The organism is Caulobacter sp. UNC279MFTsu5.1 (genome assembly GCF_900114015.1).
Classification (GTDB): domain Bacteria; phylum Pseudomonadota; class Alphaproteobacteria; order Caulobacterales; family Caulobacteraceae; genus Caulobacter.
This window is the reverse complement of record NZ_FORN01000048.1, coordinates 1-22,991: the sequence shown is the minus strand read 5'-3', so window position 1 is coordinate 22,991 and position 22,991 is coordinate 1. Positions and strand designations below refer to the sequence as shown.

Here is a 22,991-nt window from a genome sequence, read left to right as displayed (position 1 = left end):
TTAAGGGGGACTGTGCCCCAAACTCAACAGGTATGTGCCAATTAAGCGTCAGCGGTCGAGCCGCGTCGGGCTCAAGCGCACACGAAGCCGCTCATCCCGCGAAGGTGGCATGAGCGGCCTCCGTTCGACTAGCGCCGGCCGCGCGTCATCTCCACGCCCAGGTCCTGGATCTTCTTGCGCAGGGTGTTGCGGTTGAGGCCCAGGATCTCGGCGGCCCGCACCTGGTTGCCGCGGGTGGCCGACAGGGTCAGCTGGATCAGCGGTCGCTCGACCTCCTGCAGCACCCGGTCGTAGAGGCCGGCGGCCGGCACGCCGTCGGGCTGGTCGGCGAAGTGCGACGACAGGTGGCGCTCGACCAGGCTGGCCAGGGTGGCCGGACCTTCGTCGGCATGGGCGGCCGGGGTGTGGTCCTGCAGTTCGCGATCGACGATCCGGGCGGTGATCAGCTCCTCGGCGTAGAGGGCGCACATCCGCCGGATCAGGTTCTCCAGCTCGCGCACGTTGCCGGGCCAGGCGTGGCTCTTCATGCGGTCCAGCGCGCTCTGGTCGATGGTCTTGGCCGGCAGGCCTTCGCGGTTGGCGCGCAGCAGGAAGGTGCGGGCCAGGTCCGGGATGTCCTCGGCGCGGTCGCGCAGCGGCGGCAGGCGCACCGGGGCGACGTTGAGGCGGAAGAACAGGTCCTCGCGGAACAGGCCCTGCTGGATCAGGCCCCGCAGGTCGCGATTGGTGGCGGCGATGATCCGCACGTTGGGGCGGCGGCCGGTCTTGGGATTGAGCACCGGCTCGGTGCCGTCGATCACCCGCAGCAGGCGCGTCTGGGCGTCCAGCGGCATGTCGCCGATCTCGTCCAGGAACAGGGTGCCGCCGTCGGCCTCGATCAGGCGGCCCAGGTCGCCCTCCCCGCGCCCGAACAGCTCGGTCTCGACCCGCTCGCGCGGCACGGCGGCCAGGTTGATGACCACGAACTTGCCGTCGCGGCGGCGGCCCAGCTCGTGCAGGGCGCGGGCCACCAGCTCCTTGCCGGTGCCGCTCTCGCCCAGAATCAGCACCGTCAGGTCGGCGCCGACCAGGCGGGCGATGGTGCGATAGACCTCCTGCATCGGAGCCGAGCGGCCGATCAGCGGCAGGCGCTCGTCGCGCATGGCCCGGGCCTGGGCCTTGGAGGCCTCGGCGTCGGCCGGCCGCGACAGGGCCCGCCGCGCGGCGGCGGTGACGTCGTCGAGATCGAAGGGCTTGGAGACGTATTCGAACGCGCCCGCGTCGGCGGCGTTGACCGCCGTCAGCAGGGTGTTCTGGGCGCTCATCACGATGATCGGCAGCTTGGGCCGCTCCTTGCGGATGCGCGGCAGCACGTCGAAGACGTTCTCGTCGGGCATCATCACATCGGTGACCACCAGGTCGCCCTCGCCGTCCATCACCCACTTCAGCAGGGTGGTGGCGTTGCCCGTCGCCCGCACCTGATACCCTAGCCGGGTGAAGGCCTGGCTGAGCACCAGCCGCACCGAGCTGTCGTCGTCGGCGATCAGGATCTTCTTGCTGGCGGCGTTCATGCGTGGGCGTCTCCAGTAGAGGGGGCAAGCTTTTCCGTGGCCATCGGCAGCAGCACGCGGAACACCGTGCGGCCGGGCTCGGAGTCGAAGTCGATCAGGCCGCCGTGGCTGGTCACCAGCTTGGTGACCAGGGCCAGGCCCAGGCCCGTGCCGTTGGCCTTGGTGGTGACGAACGGCTGGAACAGGTGGTCGCGCAGGCTGGGCGGCACGCCGGGGCCGTTGTCCTGCACGCGGATCTCGATCGGCGCGCCGGCGGAGGCCTTGCCGTCGGCGCCCCGCACCCGGACGCCGGGGCGCCAGGCGGTGTGGATCGACAGGATGCCCTGACCGTCGCCGCGCGCATGGGCGGCCTCGGCGGCGTTCTTGACCAGGTTCAGGAACACCTGGATCAGGTGGTCCTCGTCGCCCCAGACGTCCGGCAGCGACGGGTCGTAATGCTCCTGCAGCGCCAGGCCGTCGGCGACGCCGTTGACCACCAGGGCTCGGACGCGGTCCAGCACCTGGTGGATGTTGACCGCCTCGCGCGGCCCCGGAACGTCGTCGGAAAAGGCCTCCATGCGGTCGACCAGGCGACGGATGCGGTCGGTCTCGTCGACGATCAGCTGGGCCAGGGGCTGGTCGGCGGCGCTGGCGCCGGTCTTCAGCAGCTGGGCCGCGCCGCGGATGCCGGCCAGCGGGTTCTTGATCTCGTGGGCCAGCATGCGGCCCAGGCCGACCACCGAGCGCAGGCCGGCGGCGTCCGAGGCCCGCTCGACGCCCAGCACGCCCTTGACATGCAGGGTCAGCAGCACCGAGCCGTCGCCCAGCGGCGCGGCGGCGCCGTCGGCCTCGAACGGCGGCTGGCCGAACAGATTGACCTCGACCCCGTGCTCGCGGACCAGGGCCCCCTCGAACAGGGCGCGGTCCATCATCGAGACCAGCACCGAGCCCGGCGGCAAGGCGGCGCGGAACCTGCCGCGGGCCAGCAGCGACAGGCCCTGGCCGAACAGGGCCTCGGCCGCCTCGTTGACCGCCACCAGCGCGCCCTCGCGATCGACCACCAGGGCCGGCTCGGGGCTGAGGTCGAAGGCCGCGATCTTCAGGCTGTCGGCGATCTTGGCCGGTGAAATGCGGGCGTGATCGCTCATGCGGCCAGTCTCCGGTCGTCCAGCCACAGGGCGGCCAGGCCGTCCTCGATGGCGGCGGGATCCTCCAGCCGGCACAGGGCCGCGCGGGCGGCGCGCCGCGCGGCCTCGTCGGCCGGCCATGGCGCGGCCTCGATGTAGGACGCCAGGTGCTTGCGGAACATCTTCAGGCCCAGGTTTCGGCCGTAGAAGTCCAGGCTGCGGCGGAAATGGGTGACGGCGATGGCCAGGCGCTCCCGGGCGTCCGGCTCGTGGAAGCCTTCGCCCTGCAGGGCCGCCTCGATGGCCTGGGCGATCCACGGGCGGCCATAGACGCCGCGCCCGATCATCACCCCGTCGGCGCCGGACTGCTCCAGGGCCGTCCGGGCGGTGTCGCCGTCGACGATGTCGCCATTGACCAGCACCGGCACGCCGACCGCGGCCTTGACGGCGGCGACGGCCTCCCAGTCGGCCTGGCCCTTGTAGAACTGGCAGCGGGTGCGGCCGTGGACGGTGATCGCCTGCGCGCCGGCGTCGACGGCCCGGCGGGCGATCTCGGCGGCGTTGCGGCTGTCGTCGTCCCAGCCCAGGCGCATCTTGACGGTGACGGGCGCGTCCACGGCCTGGACGGCGGCGGCGACCAGGGCCTCGGCCAGGTCGGGCTCGCGCATCAGGGCCGAGCCGGAGGCCGCGCCCTTGGTGACTTCCTTGGCGGGACAGCCGAAGTTCAGGTCGATGATCTGGGCCCCGGCGTCGGCGGCCATCCGCGCGCCCTGGGCCATGAAGCCGGGATCGCGGCCGACCAGCTGGACGACCATCAGCGGCAGGCCGTCGCCCACCGCGGCGCGGCGCACCACGTCGGGACGACCGCGCGCGAACTCGGCGCAGGCCACCATCTCGGTCGCCACATAGGCCGCGCCCAGGCGGGTGGCGGTTTCCCTGAAGGGCAGGTCCGAAACGCCGGTCATCGGCGCGATCCATACGCGTCCTGGCACTTCGACCTTACCGATAGCGAGACTGTTGCTCATTTTCTATGCATCCCCACCGCACTGTTTTTAGGCAATTTGTGCGGCGCCGTAAACCCTCTTCTCTAGACAAGTTATGTCGGGCGGCTAAACAGCCCCCATGACCTTCTCCGCCGTCATCGTCGCCGCCGGCTCCGGAACCCGGGCCGGCCCCGGCCAGGCCAAGCAATGGCGGCTGTTGGCCGGCAAGCCGGTGCTGCGCTGGTCGGCCGAAGCGCTGCTGGCCGGCGGCGCGCAAAAGCTCGTGATCGTTGCGGAATCGCAAGCACAACCGCTCCTGGATGCGGCGCTGAACGGCCTTGCCGGCTGGACGACGACCCCGGGCGGCGCGACTCGCGCCCTCTCCGTCCAGGCCGGCTTGGCCGCCCTCGCCGACCGTCCGGCCGACGAGCCCGTCCTGATCCACGACGCCGCCAGGCCCTTTCTCGGCGCCGCAACAATCCAGGCGGTATTGAAGGCCCTCGAAGTCGCCGATGGCGCGATTCCGGGCTTGCCGGTGGCCGATACGCTGAAAAGCGGGGCGCTGGAGTCCAACGTTGTCACGAAACCGCGAACCGATCTGTGGCGGGCCCAGACCCCCCAGGCCTTCCGCCGCGACCGCCTGCTGGCCGCCTACGCCGCCTGGGCGGGTCCGGACGAGCCGACCGACGACGGCCAGGTGGTCGAGCGTCATGGCGGCCGCGTGGTCGTCACGCCCGGCGACCCGATGCTGATGAAACTGACCTATCCGGAGGACTTCGCCATGGCCGAAAAGCTGGGGGCCGAGACTTTGGCGGGCCGCGCGCGGATCACCCGCATGGGCCAGGGCTTCGACGCCCACCGTTGGGGACCCGGCGAGTCGGTCTGGCTGTGCGGCGTCGAGATCGCTCACGACGAAACCTTGATCGGCCACTCCGACGCCGACGCCGGCCTGCACGCCCTGACCGACGCCATCCTCGGCGCGATCGGCGAAGGCGACATCGGCGACCACTTCCCTCCCACCGACCCGCAATGGAAGGGCGCGGCCTCGGACAGGTTCCTGGCTCACGCCGTCGACCTGGTCCGTCGGCGGGGCGGAACCCTGGTCAATGTCGACGTGACGCTGATCTGCGAGCGGCCGAAGATCAAGCCGCACCGGGCGGCGATGCGCGAGCGTCTGGCCCAGATTCTCGACCTGCCGCTGGACCGGGTCAGCGTCAAGGCCACCACCACCGAGGGCATGGGTTTCACCGGCCGCGGCGAAGGCCTGGCCGCCCAGGCGATCGCCGTGGTCGAGACGCCAGCCTAGGCGGGCGATAGATCCAACCGGCCAACGGCGTTGGTCAGCCGCGCTTGCTGACGTCGCGAACGACGTCCAGGAACGCCCGCAGGGCCAGCGGCGCCGCGCGGCGCCCCGGATAATATACCGCGACAGCTTCCGTCGCGCGCAGCCACGGCGCCAGGACTTCGCGCACCAGTCCCGCCGCGAGCGCGGCGGCGGCGGCCGGCTCGGCCACATAGGCCAAGCCCAACCCCCCGATGGCGGCGTCGACCATCAGGTCCTCGTCGTCGAGGATGATCGATCCGGCCGTTTCGATCGTCATGGCCTGGCCATCCCGCTCGAACTCCCACCGATAGAGCCTGCCGCTCGGCAGGCGATGGCCGATGCAACGATGCGTCCTGAGGTCGTCGGGCGTAGTTGGTGCGCCGGCGCGATCCAGATAGGCGGGCGAGGCCACGCACACGAACCGCAGCGGACGCGTCAGCGGAACGGCGATCATGTCTCGCGGGATCGAGTCGGCAAGCCTCACCCCGGCGTCGAATCCGCCGGCCACGATGTCGACCAGCTCGCCTTCGACGACGATGTCCACGGTCACGTCGGGATGACGTTGCGACAGAAGCGGGATGACTTCCCGGACGATAAGCGCCGCCGCCACGCGCGGCGCGTTGATGCGGACCGCCCCAGCCACCCCGCCGCGGAACCCCGCGACGCTTTCCAGGGCTTCATCCAGCGAGGCGAGCGCCGGCTGCAGGCGCGCCAGCAGCTGAAAGCCGGCCTCGGTCGGTGAAACACTCCGGGTCGTACGGTTGAGCAGGCGCATGCCCATGCGCGCCTCGAGGGCGCGCATCGTGTGGCTCAAGGTGGAAGGCGCCACGCCCAGCTCGTCGGCCGCGCGGCGGAAGCTGCGGTGGGTGGCGACCACCACGAAAGCCGTCAAGTCGTTGAGCGAGGGGCGCGACATTGATGGTGATTTTACATCAGCTCATGCGCATTTCAAATCCTAGCCCAGCAATCGCCGGCGTCCTATCTCGCGTCCATCGGCAGGTCCGCCCTGCCTTGTCACGAAAGAGGAACGAGACATGACCCAGCGCGACGCCGTCTTCCCCGCCAACCGCCACGCCCTTTACGATATCCACCAATATTCGCCGGCCATCCGCTCCGGGGACCTTCTGTTCGTTTCGGGACAGGTCGGGAGCCGCGAGGACGGCTCGCCCGAACCCGTGTTCGAGGACCAGGTCCGCCGGGCGTTCGCCAATCTTCGCGCGGTCCTGGCCGCCGCGGGCTGCGATCTCGGCGACGTGGTGGACGTCACCACCTTCCATACCGATCCGGAAGCGCAGATCGAGACGGTGCTGGCGGTTCGCGCCAAGGAAATTGGCGATCCGCCCTACCCCAACTGGACGGCCGTCGGCGTGACCTGGCTCGCCGGCTTCGACTTCGAGATCAAGGCCATCGCCCGCATTCCGCAGTGACCATAGCCGGTGCGGCGCGCGGTTACGCGCTGCGCCGGTTGGGAAAGAGCTCACACGTTCGGCGAAGCTCCTAGCTGAGCCAGGGCGGCGACCGCCATTCGAGCTTTCGTGACCACGATTCTCCGCCGACTCCCTCTAGGCGCGAACAATTTGGCAGGTGATTTCAGAGCCCTTGGCCGTGATTTTGGCCCTGCCCAGAGGGGGAACCTTGAAGCGCTTGACGGTCCCGCCGGATGAGATGGTGACCCGGCCCGGGTCATTGAGCAGGCAGGACAGTCCTTCGGCCGAGGTCCTGCAGGCGCTGGCGCCGCGCTGCTTGTCGAGCCGCACGCCGTTCGACTGGTAGCGGGACGCCAACCGCGAGGCGTGCACGCCGCCGGCGACCTCCTGGCAGGCGCGTCCGACCGGCGCTGGCTCGGCGAAGGCGGCGGATCCGAAAGCCAGAACGACGGCGGCGCCAGCCGCCAAACGCATCTTCATGTAACCTGCCCTCCAGACTCGGTGCATGAACAGATCATGCGCCCGGCACGCTGCATAGTTGCATTTCGCGAGGCTCGATGTTCCCGCTCGAAATTCAGACCCTGGCCCGCCTGCTGATCGACGAGGCGCGCGGGAAGTCCCTGCGGCTGGTCACGGCCGAGAGCTGCACCGGCGGGCTGGTCGCCGGGGCGATCTGCAATATCGCCGGGGCGTCGGACGTCTTCGAGCGCGGCTTCGTCACCTACACCAACCGCGCCAAGTCCGAGATGCTGGGCGTGCCGGGCGACCTGATCGCCGACCACGGGGCGGTGTCGGAAGTGGTGGCGCGGATGATGGCCGAGGGCGCGCTGCAGGCCAGCAACGGCCATGTCGCCGTCGCGATCACCGGCGTGGCCGGCCCCGGCGGCGGCTCGCCGTTGAAGCCGGTGGGCACGGTGCATTTCGCGGTGGCCCGGGCCAACCGTTCGGTCGTCCATCGCCACGAGCTGTTCGACGGCGAGACCCGTGAGGGCGTGCAACTGGCCGCGGTGCGCACGGCGCTGGAAATGCTGCGCGACGCGGTGGCCTAGATGCCCGAGGCCGCGCCCAGCGACTGGCGGCGGTTCGTCGGCCTGGAGCTTTCCCGGGCCGCCCTGGCCAAGGCGGCGGCGCGCAAGACCGAGCTGCGTCACGCCGTCCGGGTGTCGGCGGCGGTCGTGGCGGCCTACGCCCTGGCCACCCTGCTGCGCCTGCCCCAGGGCTATTGGGCGGTGTTCACCGCCGTGATCATCGTCCAGTCCAGCCTCGGCGCGACCATCACCGCCTCGATCGAGCGCCTGATGGGCACGGTCGTCGGCGCCGCCGTCGGGGCCGGGGCGGCCATGCTGCACGCCCGCTGGCCCGAGGCTGGCGGTCCGATCCTGGCCGTCACCGCCGCCCTGCTGGCCTTCCTGGCCGCCGTACGCCCGGCGTTCAAGGTCGCCCCGGTCACCGCCGTGATCATGCTGATCGGCAGGACCACCCACATGGACCCCCTGGTCGCCGCCTTCCTGCGAGTGGCCGAGATCACGGTCGGCAGCGTCGTGGGCATCGCCGCCACCCTGCTGATCTTCCCCGCCCGGGCCCACGCCTCGGTGGTCGACAGCACCGAGGCGGTTGCGAGCCTGCTGGCCGACCTGCTGGAGCACTACGCCCTGAAGCTGAAGGGCGGCGCGACCGATCTGGAGGCCCGCGGCCACTACGACGATACGCTGAAGGCCTTGTCCAAGCTGCAGACCGCCATGACCGAGGCCGAGCGCGAGAGCGCCAGCCGGCTGAGCGACCATTCGGTCACCGAAGCCCTGCCCCGCACCCTGTGGCGGCTGCGCAACGACAGCGTGATGGTCGGCCGGGCGCTGCGCGAAGCCTTCCCCTCGCCCGGCTTGGCCCTGCCCTCGGCGGCCATGCTGAACGCCAGCGCCGCCTTCCTGCGGGCCTGCGCGGCGTTGCTGTCGGGCGGCCCGCGCCCCGACCGCCTGGCCTTCGCCGAGGCGCATCAGGCCTTCCAGTCCGCCGTCGAGACCCTGCGAGCCGGCGGCGGCACGCGGGCCCTGGCCTTCGACGACGCGGCCCGGGTGTTTGGCCTGGTGTTCGCGATCGAGAACCTGTTCGGCAACCTCGGCGACTTCGAGGAACGGGTCGAGGAGACCGTCGGCAAGCAGGCCTAGGGTAGGCAGCGCGCGCTTCCGCCGCTAGCTAGGGTCCATGTCCTCCCTGGCCCTCACCATCTTCCAAGGTCGCGCCGGCGATCGCAATCCGCGCGGCGCGGCCGGCGCCCTGGCGGTCGGCGCGGCGCTCGAAACCCGCCTGGGGCTGGTTGGCGAGCGCGTGGGCGTCCAGGCTCCGCCGCTGGCGGCCGGCTGGTCGGAGGAACTGGAGGCCGCGCGGCCTGGCCTGGAAGCCCTGGCCGGGCGGCTGGACACCGTGCTGGCCAGCGACCAGGCCTCGCTGGTGACCCAAGGGCGTTGCGCGGCCTCGATCGCCACCCTGCCCGTCGTGCGGCGCCATCATCCCGACGCCCTGGTCGTCTGGTTCGACGCGCATGGCGACTGCAACCAGCCGGCCCACTCGACCACCGGCTATCTCGGCGGCATGGTGCTGACGGCCGCCGCCGGCGTCTGGGACAGCGGCCTGGGCCAGGGACTGGACCTAGCCGACGTCGTCCTGGTCGGGACGCGGGACCTGGATCCGTGCGAGACCGCCCTGATCGCCGGCGGCGGGCCCCGCCTGGTGGCGCCCGGCCCAGGGATCGCCCATCGCCTGGCCGCCGCGATCGGCGACCGGCCGGTCTATGTGCACCTCGACTGCGATGTGCTGGAGCCGGGCCTCGCGCCGACCGAATACAGCGTCGAAGGCGGCCTCAGCTTTGTTGATCTGCGCGAAGCCTGCTTGGTCCTGGCCCGCAACCGGGTGGTCGGCTTGGAGATCGCCGAGTTCGAGGACGTGTTCGCGGAAACGGGCCTGCCTGGCGACGTCGGCGACCTGCTCGACGCGCTTTCGCCGCTGCTGGAACGGCTGTTCGTCTGACGGCCTATTTGGCCAGGTACGGCTTGTAGCTCTTTTCCTCGACGATGTCCGAGCCCGCCAGCAGATTGATCTGGCGCTTCACGGCGGCGCGGCGGTCGTTGTCGATATAGACCCGGCGGGCCAGCTCGACGAACTTGGGACCGAAGTCCTGCCGGCGCTCGCAGTCGCGCTTGCCGTCCTCGATGTCCCAGAGGGCGGCGTTGATCTCGATCAACTGAGCGATCAGGTCCTCCAGCTCCGGCGAAGGCCGCAGCTCGCGGGCCGCGGTCTCCTCCAGCAGGGCCAGCTCGGCCTTGACGTTGGCCTCCTTGGCCGAATCGGCGATCCGCAGGGCCTTGACCCGCAGGATGGTGATCTTGTCGATCAGTTCGCCGGCCGAGACGGGCGCGAGGATGGGCATCTAGGAAACTCCGGCGATCAGGCGCTGCAGGGCGGCGTCCACCACGTCCAGCGGCAGGGCGGCCATATCCTGTCCGTAGTCTTCCGCGACCAGCAGCTCAAGGCGTTGGGCGGCGGGGCGGAACTTGACGGCCTTGCGATGGTCTTTCTGCAGCGACAGCAGGGGCGCGCCGCCGGCCGCCAGCATGTGGCCGGGGCCGGCGTCATTGGCGACCGCGGCGGTCAGGCGGCCGGCCAGGGCGATGGCCAGCAGCGGACCCTTCACGCCGGTGAAGCCGTCGGTGCGGTCCTTCTCCGGGAACAGGGCCGCCGGAACCGCGTCGCGGGCTGTCTGGGCGTCGGCGGCCTCGTCGGGGCCGAAGAAGAACACCGCCTTGCGGCCGGAGGCCTCGATGCGGCGGGCCAGGTCCAGATAGCGTTCCAGCGGCCAGCGCTTGTCCTGGCCGCCGGCGCCCGGGGCTAGGCCGACATAGACCGGCCCACCATGCCGGGCGGTCGGCAGCAGGGCGCGGGCGGCGTCGACCGCGTCGGGATGGGTCAGGGCCAGGGGGCGCGGCGCGCCGGCGCCGTCCGTCGCCAGGGTCAGCAACCGGGCCAGGCGCTCGACCACGGCGACCGGCCAGCCCGGTCTGCGGGCCTGGGCGGCGGCCGAGACGAAGCGCCCCTTCGCGGCGCGGCGGGCCACCAGGCTGCGGCGGGCGTTCTCCTGGGTGTCGATCACCAGGTCGAAGGTCCGGCCGCCGAAGGGCCTGACCCACGGCAGGACGTCCAGGGCCGCGTCGCCCGTCGGGCCCTCGGTCAGGATCTCGTCGATATAGCCGGCCACCACGGCCTTCAGCGGCCCGGCGTAGACGGTCTCGCCCTTGGCCGCGCACCAGGTGATCCGGGCTTGCGGGAAGGCGGCGCGCAGGCCGGCGATGAACGGCAGCTTGATCAGGCCGTCGCCGATCACCTCGCCCATGGAATAGATCAGGATCGACTGGACCATGGCCCGGCTTAGGCCGCCGCCCGCGCCCCGGTCAACGCCGGAAGAATGATGTGAGTAATCACTTGCATGCATGGAAAGCGGTGCTAGAGTTGCCGCCATGAACGCCAAGCCCCGGATCGAACGCGCCGCCCTTGAGGTCTTCGTCGACCGGGGCGTCGACGCGGCCACCACCAAGCTGATCGCCGCCAAGGCCGGGGTGTCGGAGGGCGCGATCTATCGCCATTGGAAGAGCAAGGACGAACTGGCCCTGGGCCTGTTCATGGCCACCCATCGCCGCCTCTCGGACCTGATCGCGGTCAACGCCGAGATGGCGACCGGCATCCAGGCCAAGGCCGCCGCCGTGGTTCGCGCCTACTGCACGGTGGCCGACGAGGACTGGCTGCTGTTCGCCTTCCACCTGCTGCAGCTGCACCATTTCCTGCCCTACTATCAGGAAGACGGCCGCGATCCGGTGTCCGTGGTCGAGGCGCTGATCAAGCGGGCGATGATCGATATGGAGCTGCCGCCGGGCGATCCCCGCGTCATCGCCGCCATGGCCATCGGCGTGATCACCCAGACCGCCCAGAACAAGGCCTATGGCCGGCTGGGCGACGACGCCCTTTCCGCCCACGCGTCCCTGATGACCGCGGCCGTCCAGGCCGTGCTTTCCGCCCGCTAGACCTTTCAAACCCTCCAAGGACCTCGAACCATGCGCAGCGCGCTGTTCAACGCCTACTACTGGGTTCTGTCGATCTTCTACGGCCTGTCGGCCGCCCTCTCCGCCCTGCTCCCGGGCCGCAAGCCCATCGCCTTCGCCCTGCGGCTCTACAGCCAGCGGATGATCTGGGCGCTGCGCGTGCTGGCCGGCGTCAAGGTTGAGCTGAAGGGCCAGGAAAACCTGCCCCAGGGCGCCTTCATCATCGCCGCCAAGCACCACAGCTGGGGCGACGGCTTCGTGATGTTCGCCAATGTCGACAACCTCAGCTTCGTGACCGGCGACCACCTGGAGAAGTTCCCGCTGGTCGGGGCGATCCTCAAGAAGTTCGGGGCCATCGTGGTCGACAGCTGCGGCGGGCCCGAAGCGCGCAAGGCGCTGTCGGCCAGCGCCGCCCAGGTGGCCGCCGAAGGCCGCCGCATCTTGATCTATCCGGAGGGCCACCTGGCCGCGCCGGGCGAGCGGTTCCGCTACCGCACCGGCGTCTACCACATGAGCCGCGACTTCGGCCTGCCGGTCGTGCCGGTGGCGACCAACCTGGGCTGCTTCTGGCGGCAGACGGACAAGAAGAAGACGCCGGGCCAGGCCACGGTCGAGTTCCTGCCGCCCCTGCCCCAGGGTCTGTCCAAGGCCCAGTTCATGGCCCGCATGGAAGAGGTCATCGAGACCCGCACCAACCAGCTGATCGCCCAGGCGCGCGGCGAGCCGGTCAAGCCGTCGGTGCTGGTCGAGTGGAACGGACGGAAGAACGTGGCGGCGGACGCACCGCAAGCCGCTTGAGCCCGCCGGGCATGGTCGCCAACCTCGTCACCCTCGTGCGCATCCTGCTGCTGCCGGTGCTGGGGGCGGCGATCCTGACGGGGCACGGCTGGACGGCCCTGGCGCTGTTTCTCGCGGCGGGGGCCACCGACATCCTGGATGGTCAGCTGGCGCGGCGGCTCGGCCAGACCTCGGCTTTCGGCGCCATGCTCGACCTGCTGGCCGACCGGCTGCTGACCCTGGTGAGCCTGGGCGCCCTGATCGCGACCGGTGCGTTCGCAGGTGTCTGGGTTGTCGCGCCCCTGGTCCTGGTCGCCCGCAACTTCGCCGTCGCCGGACTGCAGCAGGCGCTTCCGAAGGGCGACTTCGACGTGGCTGCGGTCGAATATCCGAAGATCGCCTTGAATTTCCTGGGCGTGTCGCTGCTTTTGGCGCCGGTTGGCGCGACGAACGCCGGTCTGTGGGCGGTCGCGGCCAGCGCCGCGCTGTCGGGAGCCAGCGTGGCGGTCTATGTCCATCGGGCCCTGCCCGCCTTCCGCGACTGATGCGGCCAGCGGCGGCTCAGAGTTCGACCGGGCACTCCGCCGGCACGGGCACGAACGTCCCGTCCTCGCGGCGCTGATTGAAATGCTTCGTCGCGCAGCCCGTCGAGCAGAGGATCCCGGTGTCCGACCAGTACAGCGGAGCATGGTCCTGGTGGCGGAAGAACGGCGCGCCCCAGGCCAGGCCGCATTCGACGCAGGACGGCGTCCGCGCCAGCATCAGTCCAGCGCCTCGGGCGCCGGCTGGATCGTCACGCTCTCGCCGCAGCCGCAGGCGTCGGTTTCGTTGGGATTGTTGAACACGAATTTCGACGACAGCTTGGTGGTCTCGTAGTCGATCGTGGTGCCGATCAGGAACAGCACGGCCTTGGGATCGATCAGGATGGTCACGCCCTGGTCCTCGACCACCTCGTCGATCGGCCCCTTCTCGGCCGCGTATTCGAAGATGTACTCCGAGCCCGCGCAGCCGCCGTTCTTCACGCCCACCCGCAGGCCGGCATAGGGCTTATCGGCCCGGTCCATGATCTCCTTCACGCGCGCGGCGGCGGCCGGGGTCAGGGTGACGACCTTGGGGCGCGGGCGGCGCGGACGGGGGGTGACGGCGACTTCCATGGGGATTCAACCAGTCTAGAACATGTTCAGTTGCAGCTTGGCCTCGTCGCTCATCCGCGAGGGATCCCACGGCGGCTCGAACACCAGGTCGACGTGACAGGACTTGATGTCCTTGATCTCCATCACCGCGTCGCGCACCCAGCCCGGCATTTCCCCGGCCACCGGGCAGCCCGGCGCGGTCAGGGTCATGTCGATGGCCACGTCCTTGTCGTCGCTGACGTCGACCTTGTAGATCAGGCCCAGCTCGTAGATGTCGACCGGGATTTCCGGATCGAACACCGTCTTCAGCTTCTCGATCAGCTGATCGGTCAGCTTGTCGAGTTCGGCCTGGGGGATCTTGGAGACGGCTTGCTCGGTCATGTCGCTCAACTGAAGAAACTGCGGGCCTTGGCCAGCGCGCTCACGAACGCGTCGGCCTCGTCCAGGGTGTTATATAGGGCGAAGGAGGCGCGGGCGCTCGAGGTGAGGCCGAACCGCTTCATCAGGGGCTCGGCGCAATGGGTGCCGGCGCGGACGGCCACGCCGTAGCGGTCCAGCACCTGGGCCACGTCGTGGGCGTGAGCGCCCTCGACCACGAAGCTCAGCACCGCGCCCTTGCCCGGGACCGTGCCCAGGATCCGCACGCCGTTGACGCCCGCCAGCTGGTCGACGACCCGCTGGTAGAGCGCGTGCTCGTGGGCCAGGGCCGCGTCGCGGTCGATGGTGTTCAGCCATTCGATGGCCGCCCCCAGGCCGACGGCCTCGAGGATCGCCGGGGTGCCGGCCTCGAACCGGTGCGGCGGGTCGGCATAGGTGACGGCCTCCATCGACACCGAGCCGATCATCTCGCCGCCGCCCTGGTACGGCGGCAGGGCGGCCAGGCGCTCGGCCTTGCCGTACAGCACGCCGATGCCGGTGGGGCCATACAGCTTGTGGCCGGAGAACACGTAGAAATCGACGTCCAGGGCCTTCACGTCGACCTTCGAATGGACGATGGCCTGGCAGCCGTCCAGCAGCGTCAGGGCGCCGGCCGCGTGGGCCAGACGGACGATCTGGGCGGCGTCGTTGATGGTGCCCAGCACGTTCGACATGTGGCTGATGGCCACCATCTTGGTGCGTTCGTTCAGCAGGCCCCGATAGGCCTCCATGTCCAGCCGGCCTTCGTCGGTGACGGGCACGAACCTCAGGACGACGCCATAGCGCTCGCGCAGGAAATGCCACGGCACGATGTTGGCGTGGTGCTCCATCTGCGAGAGGACGATCTCGTCGCCGGCCTTCAGCGAGCGGCCGAAGGTGTCGGCCACCAGGTTGACCGCTTCGGTGGCGCTCTTGGTCCAGACGATTTCCGACGGCTCGGCGTTGATGAACTTCGCGACGGTTTCCCGCGCGTTTTCATAGGCCTGCGTCGTTTCGTTGGCCAGGGTGTGCAGGCCGCGGTGGACGTTGGCGTAGCTGGTGCGGGCCAGGCCGGTCATCGCGTTGAGCACCGCTTCCGGCTTCTGGGCGCTGGCGGCGCTGTCCAGATAGACCAGCGGCTTGCCATGCACCTGGCGGGCCAGGATCGGGAACTGGGCGCGGATCGCCTCGACGTCGAAGGGCGCGTCGTAAGCCATTACTCCGCCCTCCCCAACCTGGCGGCCACCCAGGCGGTCGCGACCGCGCGCGCGCCCTCGTGCTCGATGCGCTCGACCACCTCGCCCAGGAAGGCCTGGGTCAGCATCGCCCTGGCTTCCGCTTCGGGGATGCCGCGCTGGCGGGCGTAGAAGATCTGCTCGTCGTCCAGGGCGCCGATGGTGTTGCCGTGGGCGCAGGCGACGTCGTCGGCGAAGATCAGCAGCTCGGGCTTGGCGTCGACCTCGGCCTTGTCCGACAGGATCAGGGCGTGGTGGCCCATGCGCGCGTCGGTCTGGTCGGCGCCGGGCTGGACGACGATCCGCCCCTGGAACACGCCGCGCGCCTGGTCGTCGACCACGCCCTTGGTCAATTGGCTGGTGACCCCGTCGACGCCGCCATGGGTGACGATGGTGGTCTGGTCGGCGTGGCGCTGGGCGGCCAGCGCGTAGACGCCGTCCAGGCGGACATTGGCGTGGGCGCCAGGATGGTTGACGCGGGTCTCGATCCGCTGGCGGCGGGCGCCGGCGGTCAGGACGGTCTGGTTGAAGGTCGCGCCGGGGGCCAGGTCGACCTCGGCGGTGACCACGTCGATGGCCTCGGCGTCGTCGTCGACCAGCACGATGCGCTCGACGCGGGCGCCCTCGCCCACCGCGATGTCCAGGGTCACGTCCGAGAAATAGCCGCCGGCCTGGCCCTCGTGGCTTTCCAGCAGGACCAGGGTCGTGTCGGGCTCGACCACGATGGCGTAGGCGGCCGCGTGGGCCGTTCCCTCGGTGGCCGAGACGAAGCGCAGGGCCACCACCTCGCCCGCGCCGCTGGCGGCGGCGTGGCGCTGGCGGCCGTTGACGAACAGGATCTCGTCGGCGGCCAAGCCGTCGAAGGGGCCCGCCGCGACGTCGTCGTCGAAGGCGGGCGAGGCCGGCGGAACCTGGCGGATCAGCCCGCGCAGGTCGGTCCAGCGCCAGTCCTCGTCGCGGCGCGACGGCAGCTGGGTCAGGTCGCCGGTCTTGAGGGCGGTGGCGAGGGTCATTGGAAGATGCTCCCCCTCTGGGGGAGCTGTCGCGGAGCGACTGAGGGGGTCAGCGCGGCGGTCCCCCTCCGGCCCTCCGGGCCACCTCCCCCAGAGGGGGAGGATCTAACGAGCGATGCGCCGCGCATCATGCCGCCACCGTGTACTTGTCGTAGCCCTCGGCCTCCAGCTGGTGGGCCAGCTCCGGGCCGCCCGAGGCGACGATGCGGCCGGCGGCCAGCACGTGGACGCGGTCGGGTTTGATGTAGTCCAGCAGGCGCTGGTAGTGGGTGATGACCAGCATGCCGCGATCGGGGGCGCGCAGGGCGTTGACGCCTTCCGACACGATCTTCAGGGCGTCGATGTCCAGGCCGCTGTCGGTCTCGTCCAGGATCAGGAATTTGGGCGACAGCATCGCCATCTGCAGGATTTCCATCCGCTTCTTCTCGCCGCCCGAGAAGCCGACGTTCAGGCCGCGCTTGAGCATGTCGAAGTCGATCTTCAGCGCCGCGGCCTTCTCCTTGGCCAGCTTCAGGAAGGCCGGGGCGGCGATCTCGTCCTCGCCGCGCGCCCGGCGCTGGGCGTTGAGGGCGGTGCGGATGAAGGTCAGGGCCGGCACGCCGGGGATCTCCAGCGGATACTGGAACGACAGGAACACGCCCTTGGCGGCCCGCTCGTTGGGCTCCAGGGCCAGCAGGTCCTCGCCGTTCAGCGTGGCCGAGCCTTCGGTGACCTCATAGCCGCCGCGACCGCTCAGCACATAGGACAGCGTCGACTTGCCCGCCCCGTTCGGCCCCATGATGGCGTGCACCTGCCCGGCCGGCACGTCGAGCGTGACGCCCTTGAGGATCGGCTTGTCGGCGACGGTGGCGTGGAGGTTTTGGATGGAGAGCATTGAAGTCACTTCATGATCTCCTTCTCCCCTTGCGGGAGAAGGTGGCCGCCGAAGGCGGTCGGATGAGGGGTCGAAAGTCGGTTCAGCAGCGAACGGCGGAAAGGTCGGCGCGACCCCTCATCCGTCGGCTGCGCCGACACCTTCTCCCGCAAGGGGAGAAGGAAGGAGGCAAGCGGCTTCATCCCACCGAACCTTCCAGCGAGATCGCCACCAGCTTCTGGGCCTCGACGGCGAATTCCATCGGCAGTTGCTGCAGCACGTCCTTGACGAAGCCGTTGACCAGCAGGGCCACGGCCTCCTCCTGCGACAGCCCGCGCTGCTGGCAGTAGAACAGCTGGTCGTCCGACAGCCGGGTGGTGGTGGCCTCGTGCTCGAACACCGAATGGCCGTTGCGGGCCTCGATGTACGGGACCGTGTGGGCCGCGCAGGTCTTGCCGATCAGCAGGCTGTCGCACTGGGTGAAGTTGCGCGCGCCCTTGGCCTTGGGGTGGGCCGAGACCAGGCCGCGATAGGTGCTGCTCGACTTGCCGGCGCTGATGCCCTTGGCGACGATCCGCGAGCGGGTGTTGGCCCCCAGGTGGATCATCTTGGTGCCGGTGTCGGCCTGCTGGTGGCCGTTGGTCACGGCGATCGAGTAGAACTCGCCCGACGAGCCTTCGCCGCGCAGCACGCAGGACGGATATTTCCAGGTGATGGCCGAGCCGGTCTCGACCTGGGTCCACGACACCTTGGAGCGGTCGCCGCGGCAGTCGGCGCGCTTGGTGACGAAGTTGTAGATGCCGCCCTTCCCCGTTTCCGGATCGCCCGGATACCAGTTCTGGACGGTGGAGTACTTGATCTCGGCGTCGTCCAGCAGCACCAGCTCGACCACGGCTGCGTGCAGCTGGTTTTCATCGCGCATCGGGGCCGTGCAGCCTTCAAGATAGGAGCAATAGGCGCCCTTGTCGGCGATGATCAGGGTGCGCTCGAATTGGCCGCTGTCCTTGGCGTTGATGCGGAAATAGGTCGACAGCTCCATCGGGCAGCGCACGCCCGGCGGGATGTAGACGAACGACCCGTCGCTGAAGACCGCGCTGTTGAGGCAGGCGAAATAGTTGTCCGAGGTCGGCACCACGCTGCCCAGGTACTGGCGCACCAGCTCCGGGTGCTCGCGGATCGCCTCGCTCATCGAGCAGAAGATCACCCCGACCGCCGCCAGCTCCTTCTTGAAGGTGGTGACGACGCTGACGCTGTCGAACACCGCGTCCACGGCGTAGCGCGGCGCGCCCTCGACCCCGGCCAGCACCGCCTGCTCCTTCAGCGGGATGCCCAGCTTGGCGTAGACGGCCAGGATCTCCGGATCCACCTCGTCCAGGCTCTTGGGGCCGGTCTTCTCCTTGGGGGCGGCGTAGTAATAGGTGTCCTGGTAGTCGATCGGCGGGTGGCTGACCTTGGCCCAGGTCGGCTCTTCCAGCTCAAGCCAGCGGCGATAGGCGTCCAGGCGCCAGTCCAGCATCCACTGGGGCTCGCCCTTCTTGGCGGAGATGAAGCGCACGATGTCCTCGGAGAGGCCCTTGGGGGCGAACTCCTGGTCGATCTGCGACGTGAAGCCGTGCTCGTACTTCTCGAGCGCGGCGACGGTTTCGATGGTCTGCTTGACCGCGGCCACTACGCCACCTCCCGGCGCCGGGCGCCGATACGCGAATAGGCGGCGAGCCAGGCGTCGCCGCAGGAAATCCAGTCTTGCTCGCTCGAGGCCCAGCCGCCGCTGACGCGCAGGGCGAACGGGGCCAGGTCCGCCCGGCCCATGGCGTCCACCACGCGGCTGGCCTTGACCTTGCCCGACGAGCAGGCGCTGCCGGCGCTGACCATCACCCCGGCCAGGTCCAGGCTCATCACCTGGATCTGCGAAGCGAAGCCCTCGGCCGCCAGGCACAGGGTTTGCGGCAGGCGTTGCGCGCCCTCCCCGAGCACGACCGCGCCGACGGCCTTGACCCGCTGGGCCAAGGCGTCGCGCCATGTGCCTTGATTGGCCATCGAGGGCAAGTCGCGGATCGCCGCCTCGGCCGCCGCGCCGAAGCCGGCGATCCCGGCGACGTTCTCGGTGCCGGCCCGGCGGCCGCGTTCCTGGCCGCCGCCTTGCTGTTGGCGGACGATGGTGGCGCGCGTGCCGGCGACCAGGGCGCCGACGCCCTGCGGTCCGCCCAGCTTGTGGGCCGACAGCGCCATGGTGTCGGCGCCCAGGGCGGAGAAGTCGACGGCGATCTTGCCGGCCGCCTGGACGGCGTCGACGTGCAGCCAGCCGTCGGCGGCGCGGACCAGGGCGGCGGCCTCGGCGACGGGCTGGATCACGCCGGTCTCGTTGTTGGCCAGCATCAGGCAGACCAGGGCCCGGCCCTCGTCGCTCAAGGCTTCTTCGAGCCAGTCCAGGCGCGCGACGCCGTCGGCGTCCAGCGGCATTTTCAGGACCTGCAGGCCGGATGCGGCGGCGGTTTCCAGCACCGCGTCGTGCTCGCCCTCGCTGACGATGACGCGGTTGAAGCCGGCGAAGGCGGCGCTGCCGATGGCCAGGGCGTTGGCCTCGGTGCCGCCGCTGACGAAGGTGACCGAGCCGGGAACCACCCCGACCAGGGCGGCGACCTGGGCCCGGGCGGTCTCGACCAGGTCGCGGGCGGCGCGGCCGCTGGCGTGCACCGACGAGGGGTTGCCGGCGGTCTCGAAGGCGCGCAGCACCGCGTCCCGCGCCTCGAGGCGGATCGGGGCCGTGGCGTTGTAGTCGAGATAGATCGAGGGCTGGGTCACGCCGCCGCCATCTCCCCTGACTTCTGGTCCGCCTTGGCCTTCTGGGCCCGGGCCTTGAGCGTGCCGTCCAGCACGTCGGCCACCGACACGCTGGCCAGGTAGCCGTGGATCTGGCGGCCCATCTCTTCCCACAGGTCGTGGGTCAGGCATTGGGCGCCGCCCGCCATGCAGCCCTTGGGCGCGCCCTTGCCCGCGCCGGCTTTCGAGAGGCCGCAGCGGGTGGCGCGCAGGGGCTCGTCCACGGCCAGGACGATGTCGGCAATGGCGGTGTCGCGGGCCTCGCGGGCCAGGCGATAGCCGCCGCCGGGGCCGCGGGCGCTGACCACCAGCCCCTTGCGCCGCAGGCGGGCGAACAGCTGCTCGAGATAGGAAAGCGAGATCTGCTGGCGGGCGGCGATCTCGGCCAGGGCCACGGCGCGGCCCTCCGCCTCGTCCTGGCGGCGGGCCAGGTCGGTCATGGCCATCACCGCGTAGCGTCCCTTGGTGCTCAGGCGCATGCGCCTTATCTCCTTGCGGATTCGCCGCGCATTGGCTTAGGCGTGTGCTACAAGCCGCGACTTCGCGCCCGGGGCTCTTGAAAAAGACCAAGGCGCGCGGTGCGGATTTAGGAAGACCAAGCGCAGCGGTCAAGTATTCCTTCGCCTGTTCCGGCGCGAGGAGACGGCCCCGTCGCCCCTTTTTGGATAGGGACCTTGAATGCCTGACGTGATTTTGACCGGAGCTTCGGGCCGCATCGAGGGCCGCTATTCGCCGGGCAAGACCGACAACGCGCCGATCGCGCTGATCCTGCACCCGCACCCCAAGGCGGGCGGGCACATGAACCACCCGGTCTCGGTGCAGCTGTACCACCTGTTCATGAAGCGCGGTTTCGCGACCCTGCGTTTCAACTTCCGCGGCGTGGGCCGCAGCCAGGGCGAGTTCGACAGCGGCATCGGCGAGCTGGCCGACGCGGCCACGGCCCTGGACTGGCTGCAGTCCAACAACCCCGCCGCCGCCCAGACCTGGGTCGCCGGCTACAGCTTCGGCGCCTATATCGGCATGCAGCTGTTGATGCGCCGTCCGGAGACCGACGGCTTCATCTCGGTGTCGCCCCCGACCAACATGTACGATTTCAGCTTCCTGGCCCCCTGCCCGGCCTCGGGCCTGATCCTGACCGGCGCGGCCGACACCGTCGTGCCGCCGGTCGAGGTCGAGCGCGTGGTCAGCAAGCTGCGCACCCAGAAAGGCATCGTCATCGACTACGAGGTCGTCGACAAGGCCACCCACTTCTGGGCCGAGCACCTGCCGTCGGTCGAGAAGAGCGTCGGCGACTATCTGGACAAGCGCCTGGAAGCCAACCCGATCCCCTAGGGATCTCGCCGCGGGTCGGTACCGGTACCATTAAGCTTGCGATCCTGGACAACTCACCATCATTCTCGGTCGAACGACGTTCGCGAAGGAATGACGGTGAGCCAGACCCTACGACCGTTGCCGATGCTTCAGGCGCGGGCCGCCCTGGCGGCGACGGCGTTTCACGTCCCGCCTTTCCCCGACAACGACGTCTTCCGTGCTTCGCCTGGGTCGATGACCGATTCGGCGTCGCCTGGCGGTTCGGCCCGGCCTGACATCGTTCGGCGAACCTCCTATATATTCACCATCTGAGGAATTATCGGGATGGCGGGCATGCACTACGACATCGTGATCGTCGGCGGCGGGGCCGGCGGGCTGGAGCTGGCCGCGCGGCTGGGGCGCAAGCTGGGCCCCAAGGCCGGCAAGGAACGGGTGCTGCTGATCGACCGCTCGACCTTCCACATCTGGAAGCCGACCCTGCACGAGGTGGCGGCCGGCACGCTGGACACCCACCAGGAGGGCCTGTCCTATTCGATCCTGGGCCGCGCCAACCATTTCAGCTTCCTGCTGGGCGATCTCGACAGCTTCGATCCCGTCGCCAAGCGGCTGAGCCTCAAGCCGATCCTGGGCGAAGGCGGCAAGGTGCTGGTCCCCGAGCGCGGCGTCACCTTCAGCTGGGGCGTGCTGGCGATCGGCAGCGGCTCCAACCTGTTCGGCACGCCCGGCGCCGACCAGGCCCACCTGCTGGAGCGCACCGAGGACGCCGAGGCCTTCCACACCCGCCTGCTGGCCGCCTTCATGAAGGCCTCGTTCTCGACCGAGAAGACCATGAGCGTGGCCATCGTCGGCGGCGGGGCCACGGGCGTGGAGCTGTCGGCCGAACTGATCGAGGCCCACCGCGAGCTGCTGGGCAGCCTGGGCTCGGAACAGCGCTTCCGCCTGGACATCGCCATCGTCGAGGCCGCGCCGCGCATCCTGGGCGGCCTGCCGGAGAAGATCTCCGACCAGGCCACCGTCGCCCTGGAGCGCAAGGGTGTGCGGGTCCACACCGGGGCCAAGGTGGCGGCCGTCCATCCCGACCGGCTGGAGACCAGCCAGGGCGACATCCCGGCCGACCTGATCGTCTGGGCCGCCGGGGTCAAGGCCGCGCCGACCAACGCCGGCTACGGCCTGGAGACCAACAAGACCCACCAGTTCGTGGTCAATGAGCGGCTCGAGACCTCGGCGCCCGACGTCTGGGCCCTGGGCGACTGCGCCGCCGCGCCCTGGATCGGCACGGCGGGCAAGGAGGGCCGGATCATACCCGCCCGCGCCCAGGCCGCCCACCAGCAGGCCAGCTACCTGGCCAAGGCCCTGACCGCCCGCCTGGGCCAGCGCCGGGTCGAGGCGCCGTTCGTCTATCGCGACTTCGGCTCGCTGCTGTCCCTGGGCGAGAACAAGGGCGTCGGGGCCCTGATGGGCGGGCTGGGCGGGCCGAACTTCTTCGTCGAGGGCCTGATCGCCAAGTGGGCCTACATCTCGCTGCACCTGGACCACCACCGGGCGATCATGGGCACCCCCAAGACCATCGTCCTGGCCCTGGCCCGGCTGCTGCAACAGCGGGTGGCGGGACGGCTGAAGCTGCACTGAGGGGGCGCTGGGGGCGTGTCCCCGTCACTGCGGCGACCAAGCCGCTGAAATCCCTGGTCTAAAACTTTATGCCCCGCACCCTCTCGGACCGGCCGTATCCTGGTCTCACCTCGACGCGGGGAAAGGGCGCATGGCCAGCGACCGATGCGGCGGCGGGGGGCGATCGAGCGGGACTGGGCTGGAGGGGGTTACTTCAGCGTGTCCGGGGCCTTCCATCGTTGGGAAGCCCGCCCGCCGTCGGCGTCGACCGGGGACAAAGCGCGTGAATTGCCCATAGGCCCGCGCCCCCGGCGTCTGGTTTCTCCCGAAAGGGATCGAGACCGGGTCCGGCTAAGCCTCAACAGGGC

The 22,991-nt window shown here is 70.0% G+C and carries 26 protein-coding genes; 10 read left to right on the top strand and 16 right to left on the bottom strand.

From position 1 onward, the window contains the following. Window positions 1-128 precede the first annotated feature (128 nt). From BM066_RS21345 to dusB, 3 genes are read right to left on the bottom strand one after another with little or no spacing between them, the layout of a single operon-like run. Entirely contained in the window at window positions 129-1,550 is a 1,422-nt protein-coding gene (locus tag BM066_RS21345; RefSeq protein ID WP_089930212.1) for a sigma 54-interacting transcriptional regulator, read from the bottom strand. After that, the gene (locus BM066_RS21340) at window positions 1,547-2,677 is read right to left on the bottom strand and encodes a two-component system sensor histidine kinase NtrB (RefSeq protein ID WP_089930211.1); all 1,131 of its coding nucleotides are present in this window, start codon (window positions 2,675-2,677) and stop codon (window positions 1,547-1,549) included. Before BM066_RS21340 ends, BM066_RS21345 begins: the two co-directional genes overlap by 4 nt. Beyond that, the gene (dusB, locus tag BM066_RS21335) at window positions 2,674-3,681 is read right to left on the bottom strand and encodes a tRNA dihydrouridine synthase DusB (RefSeq protein ID WP_089930210.1); all 1,008 of its coding nucleotides are present in this window, start codon (window positions 3,679-3,681) and stop codon (window positions 2,674-2,676) included. The genes BM066_RS21340 and dusB overlap by 4 nt, the downstream gene beginning before the upstream one ends. Before the next feature lie 97 nt (window positions 3,682-3,778). On the opposite strand from dusB, the gene BM066_RS21330 reads away from it, so the two are divergent. Then, window positions 3,779-4,945, top strand: coding sequence for a bifunctional 2-C-methyl-D-erythritol 4-phosphate cytidylyltransferase/2-C-methyl-D-erythritol 2,4-cyclodiphosphate synthase (locus tag BM066_RS21330; RefSeq protein WP_089930209.1), 1,167 nt, complete (start codon window positions 3,779-3,781; stop codon window positions 4,943-4,945). Between the two features lie 34 nt (window positions 4,946-4,979). Here BM066_RS21330 and BM066_RS21325 read toward each other — a convergent pair whose 3' ends face one another. After that, window positions 4,980-5,879, bottom strand: a complete 900-nt coding sequence (locus BM066_RS21325; protein WP_089930208.1) for a LysR family transcriptional regulator — start codon at window positions 5,877-5,879, stop codon at window positions 4,980-4,982. Between the two features lie 118 nt (window positions 5,880-5,997). On the opposite strand from BM066_RS21325, the gene BM066_RS21320 reads away from it, so the two are divergent. Beyond that, window positions 5,998-6,390, top strand: a complete 393-nt coding sequence (locus BM066_RS21320; RefSeq protein WP_089930207.1) for a RidA family protein — start codon at window positions 5,998-6,000, stop codon at window positions 6,388-6,390. A gap of 135 nt (window positions 6,391-6,525) precedes the next feature. On the opposite strand, the gene BM066_RS21315 is transcribed toward BM066_RS21320, so the two are convergent. Further along, window positions 6,526-6,870, bottom strand: a complete 345-nt coding sequence (locus BM066_RS21315; RefSeq protein WP_089930206.1) for a hypothetical protein — start codon at window positions 6,868-6,870, stop codon at window positions 6,526-6,528. 77 nt (window positions 6,871-6,947) lie between these two features. On the opposite strand from BM066_RS21315, the gene BM066_RS21310 reads away from it, so the two are divergent. The 3 genes from BM066_RS21310 to BM066_RS21300 are packed head-to-tail and all read left to right on the top strand — an operon-like array spanning window position 6,948 to window position 9,414. Further along, window positions 6,948-7,439 carry a CinA family protein gene (locus BM066_RS21310; protein ID WP_089930205.1) on the top strand — a complete coding sequence of 164 codons (492 nt, stop codon included), beginning with the start codon at window positions 6,948-6,950 and terminating at the stop codon, window positions 7,437-7,439. Then, window positions 7,440-8,555: an FUSC family protein gene (locus BM066_RS21305; RefSeq protein WP_089930204.1), complete on the top strand. Its 1,116-nt coding sequence runs from the start codon at window positions 7,440-7,442 to the stop codon at window positions 8,553-8,555. Window positions 8,556-8,592: 37 nt separating this feature from the next. Continuing rightward, on the top strand, window positions 8,593-9,414 hold the full coding sequence (locus BM066_RS21300) for an arginase family protein (RefSeq protein WP_089930203.1): 822 nt from the start codon (window positions 8,593-8,595) through the stop codon (window positions 9,412-9,414). Between the two features lie 4 nt (window positions 9,415-9,418). On the opposite strand, the gene BM066_RS21295 is transcribed toward BM066_RS21300, so the two are convergent. Both BM066_RS21295 and BM066_RS21290 read right to left on the bottom strand, forming a co-directional pair. After that, window positions 9,419-9,814, bottom strand: a complete 396-nt coding sequence (locus BM066_RS21295) for a hypothetical protein (RefSeq protein ID WP_089930202.1) — start codon at window positions 9,812-9,814, stop codon at window positions 9,419-9,421. After that, a complete protein-coding gene (locus BM066_RS21290) occupies window positions 9,815-10,801 on the bottom strand; it encodes a glycosyltransferase family 9 protein (RefSeq protein WP_089930201.1) in 987 nt (328 codons plus the stop codon). A 97-nt stretch (window positions 10,802-10,898) separates the two neighbouring features. Here BM066_RS21290 and BM066_RS21285 point away from each other — a divergent pair, with 97 nt between their 5' ends. The 3 genes from BM066_RS21285 to BM066_RS21275 are packed head-to-tail and all read left to right on the top strand — an operon-like array spanning window position 10,899 to window position 12,799. Beyond that, window positions 10,899-11,459 carry a TetR/AcrR family transcriptional regulator gene (locus tag BM066_RS21285; RefSeq protein ID WP_089930200.1) on the top strand — a complete coding sequence of 187 codons (561 nt, stop codon included), beginning with the start codon at window positions 10,899-10,901 and terminating at the stop codon, window positions 11,457-11,459. Window positions 11,460-11,489: 30 nt separating this feature from the next. Beyond that, window positions 11,490-12,275 (top strand): lysophospholipid acyltransferase family protein, encoded by a 786-nt coding sequence (locus BM066_RS21280; RefSeq protein WP_089930199.1) that lies wholly within the window; start codon window positions 11,490-11,492, stop codon window positions 12,273-12,275. An 11-nt stretch (window positions 12,276-12,286) separates the two neighbouring features. Beyond that, window positions 12,287-12,799, top strand: a complete 513-nt coding sequence (locus BM066_RS21275) for a CDP-alcohol phosphatidyltransferase family protein (protein ID WP_089930198.1) — start codon at window positions 12,287-12,289, stop codon at window positions 12,797-12,799. A 16-nt stretch (window positions 12,800-12,815) separates the two neighbouring features. Here the strand turns inward: BM066_RS21275 and BM066_RS21270 are convergent, their stop codons facing one another. From BM066_RS21270 to BM066_RS21230, 9 genes are all read right to left on the bottom strand, one after another. Next, window positions 12,816-13,016 (bottom strand): hypothetical protein, encoded by a 201-nt coding sequence (locus BM066_RS21270; protein ID WP_089930197.1) that lies wholly within the window; start codon window positions 13,014-13,016, stop codon window positions 12,816-12,818. Then, on the bottom strand, window positions 13,016-13,408 hold the full coding sequence (locus tag BM066_RS21265) for a HesB/IscA family protein (RefSeq protein ID WP_089930196.1): 393 nt from the start codon (window positions 13,406-13,408) through the stop codon (window positions 13,016-13,018). Before BM066_RS21265 ends, BM066_RS21270 begins: the two co-directional genes overlap by 1 nt. Window positions 13,409-13,423: 15 nt before the next feature. Next, window positions 13,424-13,768, bottom strand: a complete 345-nt coding sequence (locus BM066_RS21260; RefSeq protein ID WP_369823256.1) for an SUF system Fe-S cluster assembly protein — start codon at window positions 13,766-13,768, stop codon at window positions 13,424-13,426. Window positions 13,769-13,773: 5 nt separating this feature from the next. Then, window positions 13,774-15,000, bottom strand: coding sequence for an aminotransferase class V-fold PLP-dependent enzyme (locus tag BM066_RS21255; RefSeq protein ID WP_089930194.1), 1,227 nt, complete (start codon window positions 14,998-15,000; stop codon window positions 13,774-13,776). Next, window positions 15,000-16,031: a Fe-S cluster assembly protein SufD gene (gene sufD / locus BM066_RS21250; protein WP_089930193.1), complete on the bottom strand. Its 1,032-nt coding sequence runs from the start codon at window positions 16,029-16,031 to the stop codon at window positions 15,000-15,002. The genes BM066_RS21255 and sufD overlap by 1 nt, the downstream gene beginning before the upstream one ends. Window positions 16,032-16,158: 127 nt before the next feature. Next, window positions 16,159-16,905, bottom strand: coding sequence for a Fe-S cluster assembly ATPase SufC (gene sufC, locus BM066_RS21245; protein ID WP_089930192.1), 747 nt, complete (start codon window positions 16,903-16,905; stop codon window positions 16,159-16,161). A 178-nt stretch (window positions 16,906-17,083) separates the two neighbouring features. After that, window positions 17,084-18,553: a Fe-S cluster assembly protein SufB gene (gene sufB, locus BM066_RS21240; RefSeq protein WP_089930191.1), complete on the bottom strand. Its 1,470-nt coding sequence runs from the start codon at window positions 18,551-18,553 to the stop codon at window positions 17,084-17,086. Then, window positions 18,553-19,686 carry a cysteine desulfurase family protein gene (locus tag BM066_RS21235; protein ID WP_089930190.1) on the bottom strand — a complete coding sequence of 378 codons (1,134 nt, stop codon included), beginning with the start codon at window positions 19,684-19,686 and terminating at the stop codon, window positions 18,553-18,555. Before BM066_RS21235 ends, sufB begins: the two co-directional genes overlap by 1 nt. Next, window positions 19,683-20,183: an Rrf2 family transcriptional regulator gene (locus BM066_RS21230; RefSeq protein ID WP_089930189.1), complete on the bottom strand. Its 501-nt coding sequence runs from the start codon at window positions 20,181-20,183 to the stop codon at window positions 19,683-19,685. The genes BM066_RS21235 and BM066_RS21230 overlap by 4 nt, the downstream gene beginning before the upstream one ends. A 199-nt stretch (window positions 20,184-20,382) precedes the next feature. On the opposite strand from BM066_RS21230, the gene BM066_RS21225 reads away from it, so the two are divergent. Both BM066_RS21225 and BM066_RS21220 read left to right on the top strand, forming a co-directional pair. Beyond that, window positions 20,383-21,036 (top strand): alpha/beta hydrolase, encoded by a 654-nt coding sequence (locus tag BM066_RS21225; protein ID WP_029917296.1) that lies wholly within the window; start codon window positions 20,383-20,385, stop codon window positions 21,034-21,036. Between the two features lie 312 nt (window positions 21,037-21,348). Then, complete coding sequence (locus BM066_RS21220; RefSeq protein ID WP_089930232.1) at window positions 21,349-22,644, top strand: NAD(P)/FAD-dependent oxidoreductase; 1,296 nt, start codon at window positions 21,349-21,351, stop codon at window positions 22,642-22,644. Window positions 22,645-22,991 lie beyond the last annotated feature (347 nt).

Excerpts from the sequence above, each read along its gene's own strand:
- BM066_RS21345 (WP_089930212.1), bottom strand. The coding sequence starts at position 1,550 with ATGAACGCCGCCAGCAAGAAGATCCTGATCGCCGACGACGACAGCTCG.
- BM066_RS21340 (WP_089930211.1), bottom strand. The coding sequence starts at position 2,677 with ATGAGCGATCACGCCCGCATTTCACCGGCCAAGATCGCCGACAGCCTG.
- dusB (WP_089930210.1), bottom strand. The coding sequence starts at position 3,681 with ATGAGCAACAGTCTCGCTATCGGTAAGGTCGAAGTGCCAGGACGCGTA.
- BM066_RS21330 (WP_089930209.1), top strand. The coding sequence starts at position 3,779 with ATGACCTTCTCCGCCGTCATCGTCGCCGCCGGCTCCGGAACCCGGGCC.
- BM066_RS21325 (WP_089930208.1), bottom strand. The coding sequence starts at position 5,879 with ATGTCGCGCCCCTCGCTCAACGACTTGACGGCTTTCGTGGTGGTCGCC.
- BM066_RS21320 (WP_089930207.1), top strand. The coding sequence starts at position 5,998 with ATGACCCAGCGCGACGCCGTCTTCCCCGCCAACCGCCACGCCCTTTAC.
- BM066_RS21315 (WP_089930206.1), bottom strand. The coding sequence starts at position 6,870 with ATGAAGATGCGTTTGGCGGCTGGCGCCGCCGTCGTTCTGGCTTTCGGA.
- BM066_RS21310 (WP_089930205.1), top strand. The coding sequence starts at position 6,948 with ATGTTCCCGCTCGAAATTCAGACCCTGGCCCGCCTGCTGATCGACGAG.
- BM066_RS21305 (WP_089930204.1), top strand. The coding sequence starts at position 7,440 with ATGCCCGAGGCCGCGCCCAGCGACTGGCGGCGGTTCGTCGGCCTGGAG.
- BM066_RS21300 (WP_089930203.1), top strand. The coding sequence starts at position 8,593 with ATGTCCTCCCTGGCCCTCACCATCTTCCAAGGTCGCGCCGGCGATCGC.
- BM066_RS21295 (WP_089930202.1), bottom strand. The coding sequence starts at position 9,814 with ATGCCCATCCTCGCGCCCGTCTCGGCCGGCGAACTGATCGACAAGATC.
- BM066_RS21290 (WP_089930201.1), bottom strand. The coding sequence starts at position 10,801 with ATGGTCCAGTCGATCCTGATCTATTCCATGGGCGAGGTGATCGGCGAC.
- BM066_RS21285 (WP_089930200.1), top strand. The coding sequence starts at position 10,899 with ATGAACGCCAAGCCCCGGATCGAACGCGCCGCCCTTGAGGTCTTCGTC.
- BM066_RS21280 (WP_089930199.1), top strand. The coding sequence starts at position 11,490 with ATGCGCAGCGCGCTGTTCAACGCCTACTACTGGGTTCTGTCGATCTTC.
- BM066_RS21275 (WP_089930198.1), top strand. The coding sequence starts at position 12,287 with ATGGTCGCCAACCTCGTCACCCTCGTGCGCATCCTGCTGCTGCCGGTG.
- BM066_RS21270 (WP_089930197.1), bottom strand. The coding sequence starts at position 13,016 with ATGCTGGCGCGGACGCCGTCCTGCGTCGAATGCGGCCTGGCCTGGGGC.
- BM066_RS21265 (WP_089930196.1), bottom strand. The coding sequence starts at position 13,408 with ATGGAAGTCGCCGTCACCCCCCGTCCGCGCCGCCCGCGCCCCAAGGTC.
- BM066_RS21260 (WP_369823256.1), bottom strand. The coding sequence starts at position 13,768 with ATGACCGAGCAAGCCGTCTCCAAGATCCCCCAGGCCGAACTCGACAAG.
- BM066_RS21255 (WP_089930194.1), bottom strand. The coding sequence starts at position 15,000 with ATGGCTTACGACGCGCCCTTCGACGTCGAGGCGATCCGCGCCCAGTTC.
- sufD (WP_089930193.1), bottom strand. The coding sequence starts at position 16,031 with ATGACCCTCGCCACCGCCCTCAAGACCGGCGACCTGACCCAGCTGCCG.
- sufC (WP_089930192.1), bottom strand. The coding sequence starts at position 16,905 with ATGCTCTCCATCCAAAACCTCCACGCCACCGTCGCCGACAAGCCGATC.
- BM066_RS21230 (WP_089930189.1), bottom strand. The coding sequence starts at position 20,183 with ATGCGCCTGAGCACCAAGGGACGCTACGCGGTGATGGCCATGACCGAC.
- BM066_RS21225 (WP_029917296.1), top strand. The coding sequence starts at position 20,383 with ATGCCTGACGTGATTTTGACCGGAGCTTCGGGCCGCATCGAGGGCCGC.
- BM066_RS21220 (WP_089930232.1), top strand. The coding sequence starts at position 21,349 with ATGCACTACGACATCGTGATCGTCGGCGGCGGGGCCGGCGGGCTGGAG.